Raw genomic sequence first — 15,234 nt, 5'->3', positions numbered from 1 at the left:
GGTCACTCCGACTTGGGTTCTTCCGCCAGCACCGCATCGATCAGGGCGCGGGCCTGCTGGCTGGACCAGTCCGCCTCGCCCGCCATCGTGGCGCGGATGCGGCCTTGGCGATCCAGGATGATCGTTTGCGGCATGGCGCCCTTGCCGGGAAACTCGAACGGCAGCTGGAAGCGGATGTCGCTGTAGAAGGGCAGGGGGGCGTGGTCGTCGAGGAAGCGTCTGGCCTCGGCTGCCGCTTCCGGCGTTGCGTCGACGTTGATCGGCAGGACCACCAGATCCTCGTTCGCCTCATAGGCCTTGGCCAGAGCCTGAAGCGTCGGCATCTCCGCCTTGCACGGCGCGCACCACATGGCCCACAGGTTCACGACCACCACCTTGCCTTCGAAGGCCGAGAAGCGGACGGCCGTGCCGGTTCGGTCGCGGAAGGCGTATTCGGGCGCCGTCTTGGTCTCAATTGGGGTCGAAAGCGCCGCCAGAGGACCGACGGCGAAGCGCGCAAGGTCGCTTTTTGGCGTTGCGGCGGCGGTTGCGGCCTGTTCGACTTGCGCCTTCTGGCGATGATTGGCGTATAGCGACATCGCCATACCGCCGGCGCCGGCGATGGTGCTGACGACCACGACCGCGCCCACGACCGCCCAGACCGCCTTCCTAGAGCCGCTCATGACTGAATCCACCTCTTCCGACGCCAAGCCATCCGGCGGTTCGACTGCGCCGGTGAAGCCCGCGGGTCAAGACATGTGGGGCGGACGCTTTTCGTCGCGCCCCGCTGAAATCATGCAGGCGATCAACGTCTCCATCGGCGTGGACCAGCGTCTGTGGCGTCAGGATCTGGCCGGATCGCGCGCCCATTGCCGCATGCTGGCCAAGCAGGGGATCATCCAGCAGGCGGATGCGGACGCCATCCTGGGCGGGCTGGACGCCATCGAGACCGAGATCGAGGGTGGGACCTTCCCCTTCCGCGACCAGTTCGAGGACATCCACATGAATGTGGAGGCGCGCCTCAACGAACTGATTGGCGAGCCGTCCGGCCGCCTGCACACGGCGCGCAGCCGCAACGACCAGGTCGCCGTCGATTTCCGTCTGTGGGTGCGCGACGCCTGCGACCGCTCGGTCGCGCAGTTGAAGGCGTTGCAGGCCGCCCTGCTGGCGCGCGCCGAACAGCATGCGGGCGACCTGATGCCCGGTTTCACCCATCTGCAGACCGCCCAGCCGGTGACCTTGGGCCACCACCTGATGGCCTATGTCGAGATGTTCGGCCGTGATGCGGGGCGGTTCGCCGACGCGCGCGCCCGCATGAACGAAAGCCCGCTGGGCGCCGCGGCTCTGGCCGGTTCGCCCTTCCCCATCGACCGGCAGATGACGGCGGCGGAACTGGGCTTCGATCGGCCGATGGCGAACTCGCTGGATGCGGTGTCGGACCGGGACTTCGCGTTGGAAAGCCTGGCCGCCGCCTCGATCACGGCGGGGCATCTGTCGCGTCTGGCCGAGGAGATCGTGATCTGGATGACGCCGATGTTCGGCTTCGCCTCCCTGCCCGACGACCTGACGACCGGGTCGTCGATCATGCCGCAGAAGCGCAATCCGGACGCCGCCGAACTGGTGCGGGCCAAGACCGGCCGGATCATGGGATCCCTGGTCGCGCTGTCCACGGTGATGAAGGGTCTGCCGCTGGCCTATTCCAAGGACATGCAGGAGGACAAGCCGCCTGTGTTCGAGGCCTTCGACGCCCTGGACCTGGCCCTTGTCGCCATGACGGCGATGGTCTCGGCGCTGCAGCCCAATACCGCGCGTATGGCCCAGGCGGCGGGCGCGGGCTTTTCGACTGCGACAGATCTGGCCGACTGGCTGGTGCGCGAGCTGAACCTGCCGTTCCGCAAGGCGCACCATGTGACGGGCGCGGCGGTGAAACAGGCGGAAGGCCTGGGCGTGGATCTGTCGCAACTGCCGCTGGAAGAAATGCAGAAACTGGAGCCGGGCATCACCGAAGCGGTTTACAAGGTGCTGACCGCCCAGGCTTCCTGCGAAAGTCGTCAAAGCTATGGGGGAACCGCGCCGGAACAGGTCCGTGCGCGTATCGCCGACTGGAGAAGCCGCCTGTGAAAAAGACCCTGATCCTCGCGGGCGTACTCGCCCTTATTACTTCCGCCTGCGGCCGCATGGCCGATCTGGAATCGCCGGTGCGCCAGACCGAACGTGCGCCGCGCGACAGCCGCGCCCCTCACCTGCCCGAGCCGGCGACCATCAACCGTCCGTCCAGCAGCGTGCCGATCGACGGCGGCCCCTCCAACCCCATCGGCGCCGGCGCCGCCCAGAACGACCCGCGGTAACCGTTGCACCATTTCGACCTGAAGGACGGCGCCCTGTATGCCGAGGGCGTGCCGCTGGAGCTGATCGCGGACGAGGTCGGCACACCGGCCTATGTCTATTCGACCGCGACGCTGAAGCGGCACTATGGCCTGCTGCGCGCCGCCGCAGATGCGCATCGCGACGCCCTGGGCGAGGCCCTGATCGCCTTCGCGGTCAAGGCCAACTCCAACCTGTCGGTGCTGGCGACCCTGGCGAAACTGGGGTCCGGCGCAGACACCGTGTCCGAGGGTGAAATCCGCCGGGCTCTTGCGGCGGGCGTGCCGGCCGACCGGATCATCTTTTCCGGCGTCGGCAAGACCGACGTGGAAATGGCCTTCGCCATCAGCGTCGGCGTGCGCCAGATCAATGTCGAATCCGGCGCCGAGCTGGACCGGTTGATCGCCATCGCCGCCATGATGGATACGTCGCCCGCCATCGCCATCCGGGTCAATCCGAACGTGGGCGCCGGCGGCCATGCCAAGATCACCACGGGCGGCAAGGGCGACAAGTTCGGCGTGCCGGTCGAGGAGGCGATGGACCTCTACGCCCGCGCCTCGGCCTCGCCCCACGTCACGCCGGTGGGGCTGGCCTGCCATATCGGCAGCCAGATCACCGACCTGGCTCCGCTGGAATCCGCCTTCAAGGTGCTGGCCCAGATGACGCGCGACTTGCGGGCCCAGGGTCATGCCGTGACCCGGCTGGACCTGGGCGGCGGGCTGGGCGTGCCCTATTCCGGCGGTGTCGAACCCCCGTCGCCGGCCGAATATGTCGCCATGGCGGCGCGGGTTCTGGATGGGCTGGACGTCGAGGCGGCGTTCGAGCCGGGGCGGCTTCTGGCCGCCAACGCCGGGGTGCTGCTCAGCCAGGTGATCCAAGTCAACGAACGCTCGGACGGGCGGCGCTTCCTGGTGCTGGACGCGGCGATGAACGACCTGATGCGGCCGGCGCTCTACGACGCCTTCCACGACATCCAGCCGGTCAATCCGCGCAGCGGCAAGCGCCTGCCGCACGATGTGGTCGGGCCGGTGTGCGAGACGGGCGACACCTTCGCGCGGGATCGCGAACTGCCTCCGCTGGAGGCCGAGGACCTGATCGTCTTCACCGGGGCGGGCGCTTACGGCGCGGTGATGTCGAGCGAATACAACAGCCGGCCCCTGGTCCCCGAGGTTCTGGTGGACGGCGATCAGTGGGCCGTGATCCGGCCGCGCCCGACCTATGAGGAAATGCTGGACCGTGAGCCGTTCGCCGACTGGCTGTGACCACGAATTCTTCTCGACCGTTATAAAGTAACACGCTATAGGGCTGGTCATGTCCCCCGGTCCCGAACAGTCCGTCATGCTTTCCCTGCTGGGGGGCGGCTTCGTTGCGGCCTTCCTGCATGCGGCCCTGCCGACCCACTGGCTGCCCTTTACGCTGGTGGGGCGGGCGCAAGGCTGGCGGCCGTCACGGATCCTGATGGCGGTGACGGCGGCCGGTCTGGCCCATATCGCGACGACGGCGGTGGTCGGCGGCCTGATCGTGGCGGCGGGCTTGGCCTTGGATCAGTGGATTGGAGGCGTGCTGCCTCATCTGGCGGCGGTGCTGCTGTTCCTGTTCGGCGCCTTCTATCTGGCTCGGTCGACCTTGCGTCGGCCAGCCATGGCGGGCGGTCCCGCGCTGGAAACCTCCGAGTCGGCGGTGTCGGACAAGGCGGCCTTCCTGGGCCTGATCGCCATGATGGCGGTGTCGCCGGGCGAGGTATTGTTGCCCATCTATCTGTCCTCGGCCTCGGCGGGCATCGGCGCCTTGGCGATGCTGACGGTGGTGTTTGCGGTCGGCACCATCGCCGGCATGGCGACGTTCACGGCCCTGGCCAGCGCCGGCGCCTCGATCCTGCGGCTGGAACGGTGGGCGCGGTATGAGGGGGCGGTGCTGGGCGTGGCCCTGATCGTGCTGGGCCTCGTCGTCGCCATGCATCAGCACTAAGGCTGACATTACATCATAACATTCAACACGTTATCATATATCGGCTTGGCTGTTTCGCCAAAAGGCATATAGGCGAACCATGAACGCCGCGCACGATCACGCAGATCACGACCATGACCACGATCACGCCGATCACGGGCATTTTCCCGGCCATCACGGACACAGCCACGGGCATGGCGGCCACAACCACGGCCCCGTGGATACCGGCGACTGGCGCTACGCCGTCGGTCTGGTCGTCAATCTGCTCTTTGTAGCGTGCGAGTTCGGCGCGGGCCTGATCGCGGATTCCACGGCGTTGCTGGCCGACGCCGGTCATAATCTGTCGGACGTGCTGGGCCTGGCCATGGCGGGTGGCGCGGCCTGGCTGGCGCGACGCGGGGCGCATGGGGCGGCGGGCGGGCGGCGGACCTATGGGTTCGGCAAGGCGACGGTTTTGGCGGCCCTGGGCAATGCGCTGCTGCTGATCTTCGCCTGCGGGGCCATCGCCTTCGAGGCCGTACGGCGCTTCAACGAGCCGGCGCCCGTTGGATCAGGCGTCATCATGGCGGTGGCGGGCATCGGCTTCGTCATCAACCTGGGCACGGCGCTGCTGTTCATGAAGTCACAGCACGACCTGAATGCGCGCGGCGCCTATCTGCACATGATGGCCGACGCCGGGGTGTCGCTGGGCGTGGTGCTGGCTGGCGGGTTGATCATGATGACCGGCTGGTCGGTGGTCGATCCGCTGGTCAGCCTGGCGATCGTGGTCGTGATCCTGTGGTCGACCTGGGGCCTGCTGAAGGATTCGGTCAACCTGGCCATGGACGGCGCGCCGACGGGTGTGGACGTGCCGGCGCTGGAAAAGGCGCTGGTCGCCTTGCCGGGCGTGCGGGCGGTGCATGATCTGCACGTCTGGGGCCTGTCCACGACCGAGACGGCCCTGACCGCGCACCTGGTTCACGACCGCGAGGATGCGGCGGCCCTGATCGGCGAGGCCCAGGCCGTGGCGAAACGCTACGCCATCGGCCACACGACCTTGCAGATGGAGAACGAGCCGTTGCCGGATTGTCCGGGCTGCTGACCCTCTACGCCTGGGCGAAGGCCAGGGGCGCGCCCCAGAACTGGGACACCATCTCCGACTGCGGACCGGCCTGGCCGGTGGTCAGGAAGTCGCGGCGGCCGCTGTCGCCCAGATCGTATTCGGGATGCGCCTTGAAATAGCGCTCCAGCGCGTCGGCGACGGCCTTGGGCTGTTCGATCAGCGCCGTTCCCGCCGGCAGGGCCTGGGCGAACAGTTCGGCGACGATCTCATAGTGGGTGCAGCCCAGGATGGCCTTGTCCGGGTGACGGCCGATGCGGCGGCGCAGGGCGTCGACGTGGTCGTCGATGACGACCTTCAACTCCTCCGGCGGCGCGCCCAGCTCGATCAGGCCTGCCAGGCCGGGGCAGGGCTCGGAAAAGACGGCGATGTCCTCGCGCCGCTTGTCGATCTCGATCTCATAGACGCGGCTGATGGCCGTGGCGGCGGTGCAGAAAACGCCTGTGATGTCGATGGAGGCGACCTTCTCGCCCTCCTGCGGCCGCTCGGCCTCGAAGCTCCAGAGCTTTCCGGTCGCGGCCTCGATTGTCGGCACGATGATGCCAAGGATGTTGACCGGGCGGCCCAGCCGTTCGCGCAGACCCGGCAGCCAGGTCTGTTGCAGGCGACGAAGCGCGATGGCGCTGGCAGTGTTGCAGGCCAGGACGACGACGGAAGCGCCGGCGTCGAACAGGCGCTCGCAGCCCGCCCTGGTCAGTTCGACGATGTCCTCGCCGCCGCGTCCGCCATAGGGGGCGTGGGCCTGGTCGGCCAGATAGACGAAGTCCCGTTGTGGAAACCGCCGGGTCAGTTCGCGGTGGACGGTCAGGCCGCCCACGCCGGAGTCGAAAACGCCAATAGCCATGGGCGCGCTTTAGAGCAGTGCGACGACGTATCCAACCGGCTTGGCGACAAGATTATGCCTGCATCAGGTGACGGGGCCGGTCAGTGCGCCTAAGTGTGTGGGCAATCATGATCTTCTTTCGGAGCATTCCATGCATAGACGCCAGCTTCTCATCGCGGGCGGCAGCCTGATGGCCCTGTCCGCCTGCGCCTCGACCGGCGCCGCCTCGGGCGGTTCCGCCGCCGCCCCGTCGGCCGCCAGCCTGGCCGAAGAGGCGCGCATCGCCCGCGCCGTCCTGCCGACCCAGACGCCGCGCGCCGAGCTGCTGCAGGTCTGGACCGGCCCCTATGACGGCGTGCCGCCGTTCGATAAGGTGACCCCGGCCAAGCTGCGCGCCGCCATGCTTGAAGCGATGGAACTGGCCCGTGCCGACGTCGCCGCCGTGGCGAACAATCCCGAGCCCCCGACGTTCGCCAACACCATGGCCGCCCAGGAGTTGTGGGGCCAGCCTCTGGACCGCGCCTACAACATCTACAGCGTCATGACCGGCAACATCGGCGGAGAGGCCTATGACGCTCTGGACACCGAATTATCGCCCCAGCTGTCGGCCTTCTTCGACGAGATCAACTTCAACGACAAGCTGTTCCAGCGGGTCAAGACTGTGGCGGACAATGCGGACGCTATGGGCCTGAGCGCCCAGCAGAAGCGACTGGCTGAGCGTCGCCGCGACGAGTTCATCCGTTCCGGCGCCAATCTGGATGCGAACGGCAAGGCCGAGCTGGGCCGGATCAACACCGCCCTGTCCAACGCCTTCACCCGCTTCGGCCAGAAGGTCGTCGCCGACGAGAACGCCTGGACCCTGATCCCCAACGAAGCCGGTCTGGCGGGCTTGCCGGCCTCCAACAAGGCCGCCGCGGCGGGCGCAGCGCGCAGCCGCAACCTGCAGGGCTGGGCCATCCTGAACACCCGTTCGGCGGTCGATCCCTTCCTGACCTTCGCCGACAATCGGGCGCTGCGCGAGCAGGTGTGGAAGAAGTTCGTCAATCGCGGCGACAACGGCGACGCCAACGACACCAACGCGACCATCGCCGAGATCGTCAAGCTGCGCGACCAGCGCGCCAAGCTGCTGGGCTATCGCAACCATGCCGAACTGCGCATGCAGGACACGATGGCCAAGACGCCTGCGGCTGCTCAGGCCCTGATGGACCGCGTCTGGGCGCCGGCCAAGGCCCGCGTCGCCGAAGAGGTCGCCGACATGAAGGCGATCGCCGGCTCTGCCCTTGAAGGGGGGGACATCGAGCCGTGGGACTACCTCTACTTCGCCGAGAAGGTCCGCAAGGCCAAGTACGACCTGGATCAGAACGAGCTGAAGCCCTACTTCGAACTCAGCGCCGTTCGCGCCGGCTCCTTCGCCATGGCCGAGCGCCTGTACGGCTTCACCTTCAAGAAGCTGCCCAAGGGAACGGTCCCGACCTTCGAGCCGGACGTCGAGGTCTATGAGGTTCACGACAAGACCAAGGGCCGTCAGATCGGCCTCTACTACACCGACGACTACGCCCGTCCGGGCAAGCGTTCGGGCGCCTGGATGACCACCTATCGGTCGTTCTCGACGCTGGACGGGTCCAAGATCATCCTGGGTTCGAACAACAACAACTTCACCAAGCCGGAGCCGGGCGAGCCCGTCCTGATCTCGCTGGACGACGCCGAAACGCTGTTCCACGAGTTCGGCCACACCCTGCACTACTTCTCGTCGAGCGTGACCTATCCGTCGTACGGCAACACGCCGCGCGACTTCGTGGAATATCCGTCGCAGGTTCACGAGCATTGGGTTCTGAGCCGCCCGATCCTGGACGGCTATCTGAAACACTATCAGACAGGTGCGGCCATGCCGCAGGCGCTGGTCAACAAGATCGAGGCCGCCGCCACCTTCAATCAGGGCTATGCGACGGTCAGCTATCTGTCCTCGGCCATCGTCGACATGGACCTGCACACGCAAGCCACGCCGCCGATCGACATCGATGCGTTCGAAAAGGCCAGCCTGGCGCGGATCGGCATGCCCAAGGAGATCGTGATGCGGCACCGCCTGCCGCAGTTCAATCACCTGTTCACGTCGGACGGCTATTCGGCCGGCTACTACAGCTACCTCTGGTCCGAGACGATGGACGCCGACACCTGGGCATACTTCGAAGAGTCGGGCGACGTGTTCAATCCGGACATCGCCGGCCGCTTCAAGTCGATCATGCTGGCGCCGGGCAACACCACCGACCGCGCGGAAGCCTACCGCGCCTTCCGCGGTCGCGACCCGGACGTGGCGGCACTGCTGAAGGTCCGGGGCTTCCCTGTATCTTAAGGGCCTACCGCCCTTCGGGCTACTTGAGGCCCGGAAAGCGGCTTTGGCTTTATGAAATGGGACGCCGCCGGACGATCGGTCCGGCGGCGTCCTGCGTTTCAGGCCTCAAAGGCGACGCGACCGCGCGCGTAGTCGGTGCGGGCGCGTTCGGGCAGGAGGGACAGGGCTTCCTCCCGCACGCCGTTACGGCAGGCGGGTCGTTCCACGTTGCGGACGCTGCGGCAGAAGCGGTCGGAGGCTTGGCGGACGCGGGCGTCGAACGCTGTCGCGCCGGCGCGGCTCGACAGGTCGAGGTCGCCGTAGGAGATGCGGGCTTCGATCGGGGCGGCGTAGGCGGCGCCTGCGGCAAGGAAGGCGGCGGTCGTCAGAGAGGCAATCCTGAGCATGATCCTGGTTCCATTTTTCCTGCCCCTTGTCGTCCGGGGCAGGGAACGGTGACGCTGGATCGGATCGAAACGGCGAAGCTTCCGAGGCGGAAAGGCGGCGCTTCTATAATTCGACGTCATGACATTTCGGTCAGGTTCGACGCCAGGATGAACGCACGCGCACGTCAGGTGCTTCAACTGCGGCCATTGAGTCTCTAAGTCAGGGGCGGGCATCGTCCTGCTGGAGATTTCATGAGCGTCGTCGCCTCCTACGTCTATCGCGACGGTCAGCGCGTGCGCGAGGCGCCTCTGACGCCTGAAGGGCTGGCGCTCGAACCGGGCGAGTTCGTCTGGATCGGCCTTTATGATCCGACGGACGCCGAGATCGATATCCTGGTGAAGCGGTTCAAACTGCATCCCCTGGCGGTCGAGGACGCGCTGGTCGCCCACCAGATGCCCAAGGTCGAGGTCTATGGCCATGAGCTGTTCGTCGTGGCGCGAACGGCCACGAAGGTCGATGACCGGATCGCCTATGGCGAAACCCACGTCTTCGTCGGCGACGACCATGTCGTCAGCATCCGCCACGGCTCGGCGCGGGCGCACAATCTCCTGCGGGCGCAGTTGGAGGCGTCGCCGGTACAGCTCAACAAGGGACCGGATTTCGTCCTGCACGGTATTCTGGACTTCATCGTCGACGCCTATTCCCCCATCGTGGACGATGCAGAGGACAGCGTGCTGGAGATGGAGCAGCGGACGCTCGACGCCTTCCTGTCGCGGGTCGAGATCCGGCGCCTGTTCACCCTGCGCCGTGAGTTGCTGAAGTTCCGGCGCATTCTCGGGCCGATGGAGGAAGTGCTGGGGCGTCTTCAGTCGCTGGATCTGCCCTGTATCGACCCTGATGTAAGGCACTATTTCAGGGACGTGAGCGACCATGTGCGGCGGGTGAACAGCCGGCTGGGCGGGCTGAACGACATCCTGTCGTCGGTGTTCGAAGTGGCCAATCTGCTGGAGCAGCAACGCCAGGGGCTGATCACCAGGAAACTGGCCGCCTGGGCCGCCATCCTGGCCGTGCCCACAGCCATCGCCGGCATCTACGGCATGAACTTCGAGAACATGCCTGAGCTGCGCTGGGACTACGGATACTATGCGGTTTTGGGCGTCATTACAGCCATCTGCGCGGCCTTGTACGTGACGTTCAAACGCACGAAGTGGCTGTAGGCGGCGAGGGACGCCGGCGCCCCTCGCCGTCATGCTTCAGCTGAGCACGAACAGATCGACGACCTGGGCGATCTGACGGCCGGTGCGCGGCGAACGCGCATAGTCGGTCTGACGCGCGCGCGGCAGTTCGCGCAGGGCTTCCTCGCGGACTATGGTGAGGCAGCGGCGTTGATCGACGGCCAGACGGTCAGTGCGACGCATGTCGCGGCACAAGCGAACGCCGGCCTCGTCGACGCGCGTGTCGAAGGCGGCGGCGCCGGCGGCCGTGGACAGGTCCAGGTCGCCATAACGGATGTGGGCGTCCTGAGCCGTGGCCGGGGCGACGACGGCGGCGGACAGAACGGCGGCGGCGAAGAGGACGGGGGAGAGAACCTTCATCACTTAGCTCCTGAGGCGAAAAATTATCGCTCGAAGTGGCGACGAGGGCGCAATAGTCTTGTCGTGCGACAGGATGATGAGGGTTCAGCCGCCGATCCGCGACAATGGGATTAAATCGTCGTCACGGTCGCGGCGCCGTCACCCGCTGTTCCTCAGCCCCGCCGCCACGCCGTTGATGGCCAGAAGGATGCCCTCGCGGACGCGGGGATCGTCGTCGCCGGCGCGGCGGCGGCGGATCAGCTCGATCTGGACGTGGTTCAGCGGCTCGACATAGGGCATGCGCAGGCGGATCAGGCGGTCCAGCTCGGGCTGGCCGCCCAGCAGCCTGTCGTGGCCGGTGATGGCCAGGATGGCGTCGTGGGTGCGCTGCCACTCCTCGCGGATCTCGCCATAGATGCGGGCCGCCAAAGAGGCATCGGGAACCAGAGTGGCGTAGCGGCGGGCGATGGTCATGTCGGACTTGGCCATGACCATCTCCATGTTCTGGACCAGGGTCTTGAAGAAGGGCCAGGCCTCGGCCATCGCCTTCAGTCCGCCCATGTCCTGGCCCTGGACTGCCGAGCCGAAGCCGAACCAGCCGGGCAGCATGACCCGGCTCTGCGACCAGCTGAACACCCAGGGAATGGCGCGCAGGTCCTCGATCCGGGTCGAGGCGGTGCGCGACGACGGGCGCGAGCCGATCTTCAGGTCGGCGATCTCGGCGATGGGGGTGGCGGCGCGGTAGTAGTCGACGAAGCCGTCGGTCTCATAGACCAGCTGGCGATAGGCGGCCATGGAGCGAGCCGACAGGTCCGACAGGGTGGCGCCGTGTTCGGCGGTGAAGGCGTGATCCGTCCCCTTGCCCAGCGAGGCCAGCATGGCGCCGCAGGTCAGGGCGTCGAGATTGCGAAGCGCGATCTCGGGCTCGCCGTATTTGTTGGCGATGACCTCGCCCTGTTCGGTGGTGCGGATGCGGCCCTGAACCGTGCCTTCGGGCTGGGCCAGGACGCCGGCGAAGGACGAGCCGCCGCCGCGCCCGACCGTGCCGCCGCGCCCGTGGAACAGTTGCAGCTTCAGGCCATGCTTCTGCGTCACCTCGACCAGGGCGCGCGAGGCCTCGTGCAACTCCCAGCCCGAGGTCAGGTAGGAGCCGTCCTTGTTCGAATCTGAATAGCCGATCATCACCTCCTGCACCCCGCGCGCCTTGGCGACGGCGAGGGCGGACGGTTCCTGAAGCAGTCGTTCCAGCGTCGGACGCGCAGCGCGCAGATCCTCGATGGTCTCGAACAGGGGGGCGGCCTGGATGGGGCAGGCGGCGGGGTCTTCGGGGCTATAGAGACCGACCTCCTTGAGCAGCAGATAGACTTCCAGCAGGTCCGAGGCTGCGTCAGTCTTGGACACGATATGGGTGCGTATGGCCTGGGGTCCGAAGGCGGAGAGGGAGGTCGCAGCCGCCTGAAGGATGGCGCGCTCTTTAAGGGTCTCGGGTTCGTATTCGGCGTAGGGGCTGAACAGCAGGCGCGACGAGGCCAATTCCTCGGCCAGGACTTTCAACCGCCCTTCCTCGTCCAGCGCCAGATAGTCGGACTGGACGCCGGCGACCTTCAGCAGGTCCGCGACGACGCGTTCGTGGACGTCGGCGTTCTGGCGCATGTCCAGGGTCGCCATGTGGAAGCCGAACACCTCGACCGCCGTGATCAGGTCGCTGAGCCGGTCGTCGGCGAAGACGCCGCCGTGGTGCGAGACCAGGCTGTCGTGCAGGGTCTTCAGATCGGCCTCGAAGGCGTCGGGACCGGGATAGGGCTGGGCCTCGACGGCGGGACGGCGCGGCGCGGGGGCGTCGCCCAGCTTCTGATGCGTGGCGGCGAGGCGGGCATAGACGCCGGTCAGGGCGCGGCGATACGGCTCGTCCGCGCGGTGAGGCGAGGGGTCGTGGGCGGCGTCGGCCAGGGCCTGAAGTTCAGGTGAGACCTGGGCAAGTTCGGCGGCGAGGCTGAGCTCGGCGCCCAGGGCGTGGACCTCTTCAAGATAGAAGCTGAGCACCGCCCGCGCCTGGGTGCGGAAGGCGGCGGTCATGACCGTGGCGTCCACGTTTGGATTGCCGTCGCGATCGCCGCCGACCCAGGTGCCGACCCGCATGAAGGGCTTGAGGTCCGGCGCGTCCAGCAGACGCCGCCAGGCCGACAGCTGCTTGGGGGCGACGTGCAGGAAGATGCGGTCGAGAAAGGAGACGACGGTGTCGATCTCGTCCTGCACCACCAGCCCCTGGGTGCGGACCAGCCGCGTGGCCCACAGGATGACGATCTGGCGGCGCAGCGGCTCGTTCAGGGCGTCGAGCGTGCAGGCGTCGCCGGCCTTGTCGCAGGCGTCCAGCAGGTCGGAGATGGCGGCGATCCGGTCGATCACGCTCTTTCGGCGCACCTCGGACGGGTGGGCGGTCAGGACGGGCGAAATCAGGGACTGGTCCAGCAGGGCGCGCACGGCCTCAAAGTCCACGCCCTGATCGGCTAACCGCTTCAGCGCGCCTTCGGGGGTGTCGGGCCGGGCGCCGGCCTCGGCCTGGCTTTGAGCACGCCTGCGGGTCGAGCGATCCTCGGCGATATTGGCCAGAAGCGAGAACAATGCAAAGCCGTGCGCCAGCCCGGCCGCCTGATCCACCGACATGGCGGTCAGCAGCTTCTCCAGACGTTTTGCGGGATGGGAGGCCGGGTCGCGGTGATAGGCGATGGAGGCCTGGCGCACCGCCTCGACGTGGTCGAACAGGGCCTGTCCGCCCTCGTCGCGGATGATGTCGCCCAGAAGGCCGCCCAGCAGTCGGACTTCGTCGCGCAGGGCGTCGTCGGCGGCGGGGCTCATCATGTGGCATATCCTTGGTCGGCACGGGGAGATCGGCATCTGGAAGTGCGAATGCGCCCGCGTCAACGCACGATCCGTGACAGCAGTGCGCAGAGATTTCTTGCAGAGATCATGGTGAACCCGCCGTTAGGGTTTCTTAACCGACAGCGGGCGATGATGGCGGCGTAGGATTCCAGATCGGTTCCGCCTGTGCCCATGTTCGCCAAACGCCAGTCCGCCCTCGCCGCCGCCGCCGGAGCCGCTCCGCGCGCAAAGGATGGCCCGAGCCTGACGCCCGTCATCAACGCGCTGAAGAAGCCGCCGGTCGTGGCGGGCCTGGCCGGGCTGTTCCTGCTGAGCACAAGCGCCCTGTTCCTGACGGTGCTAGGCGATCCCAAGGCCGGCACGCCCTCGGCCCATGTCGCGCTGGAGCGTGAGGCCCCCGCGGCGCAAGCTCCGGCGGCCGCGCCCACCGGGTTCGAGGCCTTCTCCATGGGGGCGATGGGGCTTTATCAGAATCTCGCGGGCGGCGGCGATCCGGCGACGGGCGGTGATGCGGTCATCACACTGCCGGACGGCGGCAGCGTGTCGGGCCAGGGCGCGCCCATCAGCGCCCCGGTCCATGCGGCTTCACCTTTGGCGCGCGCGCCCATCACGGGCCTGTCGCAGCCCGGATCGAACGGCCCCTTGCCGATGATCGCGCCGGACGGCCGCGTTCCGGCCCAGGCCTATGCCCGGCCCTTCCGTCCGAACGGCAAGCCGCGCGTGTCGCTGATCGTTGGCGGCCTTGGCCTGAATGCGGTGACGACCCGCGCGGCCATCGAACGCCTGCCGCCGGAAGTGACGCTCAGCTTCGTGCCCTATGCCGACAACCTGCAATCCTGGATCGACCAGGCGCGAGCGCAGGGCCACGAGGTCATGCTGGAAATGCCGATGGAGCCGACCGGCTATCCCGACAACGATCCCGGCCCCTATACGCTGCTGGTCGATGGCGGCCCCGACGACGTGGCGGCCAAGATGGACTGGCTGCTGGGCCGGGCCACCGGCTATTTCGGCGTGACCAACTATCTGGGCGACCGTTTCGCCGGCTCTGACACGGGCATGAACGCCTTCCTGGGCATATTGCGTCAGCGCGGCGTCGCCTTCCTGGACGACGGGTCGTTCCAGCGTCGACCGGGCGCCTGGGCGCGGGCCAGTGCGGACCGCGTCATCGACCGGACCCAGTCGCCCGCCGCCATCATCGCCGCCCTGAACGGACTGGAGGCCCAGGCCAAGCAGCGTGGATCGGCCCTGGGGACCGGCTTCAGCTATCCGGTGACGGTCGAGGCCGCCGCCCGCTGGACGGCCGGTCTGGAACAGCGCGGCCTGCAACTGGCGCCCGCCTCGTCCATGTCGATGCGGCCGGGGCGCTAGTGTCCGATCTCGACGCCTATCGGCCCAATGTCGGGGTCGTGCTGTTCAATCGCGACGGCCTGGTCTGGTACGGCCAGCGCCACGCCACGCCCGGTCCGCACAATTGGCAGTTTCCGCAAGGCGGCGTCGATGCGGGCGAGGATCTGGAAGCGGCGGCCCGGCGCGAACTGCGCGAAGAGACGGGCGTCACCTCCGTCGAACTGCTGGCGCGGACGGACGACTGGATCCTGTACGACTTTCCCCCCGAGGCCATGAACAACGCCAAGGCCTGGCGAGGCTTCAAGGGCCAGAAGCAGCAGTGGTTCGCCTTCCGCTTCACCGGCGACGAGGCCGAGATCGATCTGGCGGCCGACGACGATGTCGAGTTCGACGCCTGGCGCTGGGGCCCGTTGTCGGATGCCTGCGACCTGATCGTGCCGTTCAAGCGCCCGGCCTATGAGCAGGTCGTCGCCGCCTTCGCCCATCTGGCGGCATAGAAAAAGGG

The 15,234-nt window shown here is 67.3% G+C and carries 14 protein-coding genes; 9 read left to right on the top strand and 5 right to left on the bottom strand.

From position 1 onward, the window contains the following. Positions 1 to 2 precede the first annotated feature (2 nt). Positions 3 to 662, bottom strand: coding sequence for a TlpA family protein disulfide reductase (locus AC3ISA_RS05535; RefSeq protein WP_489179677.1), 660 nt, complete (start codon positions 660 to 662; stop codon positions 3 to 5). Between AC3ISA_RS05535 and argH the strand changes: the two genes are divergently transcribed. The 5 genes from argH to AC3ISA_RS05510 all read left to right on the top strand — a co-directional run bounded on the left by argH (position 661) and on the right by AC3ISA_RS05510 (position 5,371). Next, the gene (gene argH / locus AC3ISA_RS05530) at positions 661 to 2,100 is read left to right on the top strand and encodes an argininosuccinate lyase (protein WP_489179676.1); all 1,440 of its coding nucleotides are present in this window, start codon (positions 661 to 663) and stop codon (positions 2,098 to 2,100) included. The genes AC3ISA_RS05535 and argH overlap by 2 nt on opposite strands. Next, a complete protein-coding gene (locus tag AC3ISA_RS05525; RefSeq protein ID WP_489179675.1) occupies positions 2,097 to 2,327 on the top strand; it encodes a hypothetical protein in 231 nt (76 codons plus the stop codon). Before argH ends, AC3ISA_RS05525 begins: the two co-directional genes overlap by 4 nt. Before the next feature lie 3 nt (positions 2,328 to 2,330). Continuing rightward, positions 2,331 to 3,605 carry a diaminopimelate decarboxylase gene (gene lysA / locus AC3ISA_RS05520; RefSeq protein ID WP_489179674.1) on the top strand — a complete coding sequence of 425 codons (1,275 nt, stop codon included), beginning with the start codon at positions 2,331 to 2,333 and terminating at the stop codon, positions 3,603 to 3,605. 49 nt (positions 3,606 to 3,654) lie between these two features. After that, the gene (locus tag AC3ISA_RS05515; protein WP_489179673.1) at positions 3,655 to 4,311 is read left to right on the top strand and encodes a hypothetical protein; all 657 of its coding nucleotides are present in this window, start codon (positions 3,655 to 3,657) and stop codon (positions 4,309 to 4,311) included. A gap of 79 nt (positions 4,312 to 4,390) precedes the next feature. Further along, positions 4,391 to 5,371 carry a cation diffusion facilitator family transporter gene (locus tag AC3ISA_RS05510; RefSeq protein WP_489179672.1) on the top strand — a complete coding sequence of 327 codons (981 nt, stop codon included), beginning with the start codon at positions 4,391 to 4,393 and terminating at the stop codon, positions 5,369 to 5,371. 4 nt (positions 5,372 to 5,375) lie between these two features. On the opposite strand, the gene AC3ISA_RS05505 is transcribed toward AC3ISA_RS05510, so the two are convergent. Next, positions 5,376 to 6,233 carry a glutamate racemase gene (locus AC3ISA_RS05505; protein WP_489179671.1) on the bottom strand — a complete coding sequence of 286 codons (858 nt, stop codon included), beginning with the start codon at positions 6,231 to 6,233 and terminating at the stop codon, positions 5,376 to 5,378. A 130-nt stretch (positions 6,234 to 6,363) separates the two neighbouring features. On the opposite strand from AC3ISA_RS05505, the gene AC3ISA_RS05500 reads away from it, so the two are divergent. Further along, positions 6,364 to 8,562, top strand: coding sequence for a M3 family metallopeptidase (locus tag AC3ISA_RS05500; protein ID WP_489179670.1), 2,199 nt, complete (start codon positions 6,364 to 6,366; stop codon positions 8,560 to 8,562). 98 nt (positions 8,563 to 8,660) lie between these two features. Here the strand turns inward: AC3ISA_RS05500 and AC3ISA_RS05495 are convergent, their stop codons facing one another. After that, positions 8,661 to 8,948 carry a UrcA family protein gene (locus AC3ISA_RS05495; RefSeq protein WP_372693298.1) on the bottom strand — a complete coding sequence of 96 codons (288 nt, stop codon included), beginning with the start codon at positions 8,946 to 8,948 and terminating at the stop codon, positions 8,661 to 8,663. A 231-nt stretch (positions 8,949 to 9,179) separates the two neighbouring features. Here AC3ISA_RS05495 and AC3ISA_RS05490 point away from each other — a divergent pair, with 231 nt between their 5' ends. Continuing rightward, positions 9,180 to 10,145: a magnesium and cobalt transport protein CorA gene (locus AC3ISA_RS05490; RefSeq protein WP_372693299.1), complete on the top strand. Its 966-nt coding sequence runs from the start codon at positions 9,180 to 9,182 to the stop codon at positions 10,143 to 10,145. 36 nt (positions 10,146 to 10,181) lie between these two features. Here the strand turns inward: AC3ISA_RS05490 and AC3ISA_RS05485 are convergent, their stop codons facing one another. Further along, positions 10,182 to 10,523, bottom strand: a complete 342-nt coding sequence (locus AC3ISA_RS05485) for a UrcA family protein (RefSeq protein WP_489179669.1) — start codon at positions 10,521 to 10,523, stop codon at positions 10,182 to 10,184. A 138-nt stretch (positions 10,524 to 10,661) separates the two neighbouring features. Next, positions 10,662 to 13,361: a phosphoenolpyruvate carboxylase gene (gene ppc / locus AC3ISA_RS05480; RefSeq protein ID WP_489179668.1), complete on the bottom strand. Its 2,700-nt coding sequence runs from the start codon at positions 13,359 to 13,361 to the stop codon at positions 10,662 to 10,664. 192 nt (positions 13,362 to 13,553) lie between these two features. Between ppc and AC3ISA_RS05475 the strand changes: the two genes are divergently transcribed. Continuing rightward, positions 13,554 to 14,750 carry a divergent polysaccharide deacetylase family protein gene (locus tag AC3ISA_RS05475; protein ID WP_489179667.1) on the top strand — a complete coding sequence of 399 codons (1,197 nt, stop codon included), beginning with the start codon at positions 13,554 to 13,556 and terminating at the stop codon, positions 14,748 to 14,750. Beyond that, positions 14,750 to 15,226: an RNA pyrophosphohydrolase gene (locus tag AC3ISA_RS05470; RefSeq protein WP_372693302.1), complete on the top strand. Its 477-nt coding sequence runs from the start codon at positions 14,750 to 14,752 to the stop codon at positions 15,224 to 15,226. The genes AC3ISA_RS05475 and AC3ISA_RS05470 overlap by 1 nt, the downstream gene beginning before the upstream one ends. Positions 15,227 to 15,234: the final 8 nt, after the last annotated feature.

The sequence above is a fragment of the Brevundimonas sp. KH_058 genome, assembly GCF_057838505.1.
This window is presented reverse-complemented; position numbering and strand designations above follow the sequence as displayed.

Coding starts and splice junctions, on each gene's coding strand:
- AC3ISA_RS05515 (WP_489179673.1), top strand. CDS start 3,655: ATGTCCCCCGGTCCCGAACAGTCCGTCATGCTTTCCCTGCTGGGGGGC.
- AC3ISA_RS05510 (WP_489179672.1), top strand. CDS start 4,391: ATGAACGCCGCGCACGATCACGCAGATCACGACCATGACCACGATCAC.
- ppc (WP_489179668.1), bottom strand. CDS start 13,361: ATGATGAGCCCCGCCGCCGACGACGCCCTGCGCGACGAAGTCCGACTG.
- AC3ISA_RS05475 (WP_489179667.1), top strand. CDS start 13,554: ATGTTCGCCAAACGCCAGTCCGCCCTCGCCGCCGCCGCCGGAGCCGCT.
- AC3ISA_RS05495 (WP_372693298.1), bottom strand. CDS start 8,948: ATGCTCAGGATTGCCTCTCTGACGACCGCCGCCTTCCTTGCCGCAGGC.
- AC3ISA_RS05485 (WP_489179669.1), bottom strand. CDS start 10,523: ATGAAGGTTCTCTCCCCCGTCCTCTTCGCCGCCGCCGTTCTGTCCGCC.
- AC3ISA_RS05490 (WP_372693299.1), top strand. CDS start 9,180: ATGAGCGTCGTCGCCTCCTACGTCTATCGCGACGGTCAGCGCGTGCGC.
- AC3ISA_RS05535 (WP_489179677.1), bottom strand. CDS start 662: ATGAGCGGCTCTAGGAAGGCGGTCTGGGCGGTCGTGGGCGCGGTCGTG.
- AC3ISA_RS05505 (WP_489179671.1), bottom strand. CDS start 6,233: ATGGCTATTGGCGTTTTCGACTCCGGCGTGGGCGGCCTGACCGTCCAC.
- argH (WP_489179676.1), top strand. CDS start 661: ATGACTGAATCCACCTCTTCCGACGCCAAGCCATCCGGCGGTTCGACT.
- AC3ISA_RS05500 (WP_489179670.1), top strand. CDS start 6,364: ATGCATAGACGCCAGCTTCTCATCGCGGGCGGCAGCCTGATGGCCCTG.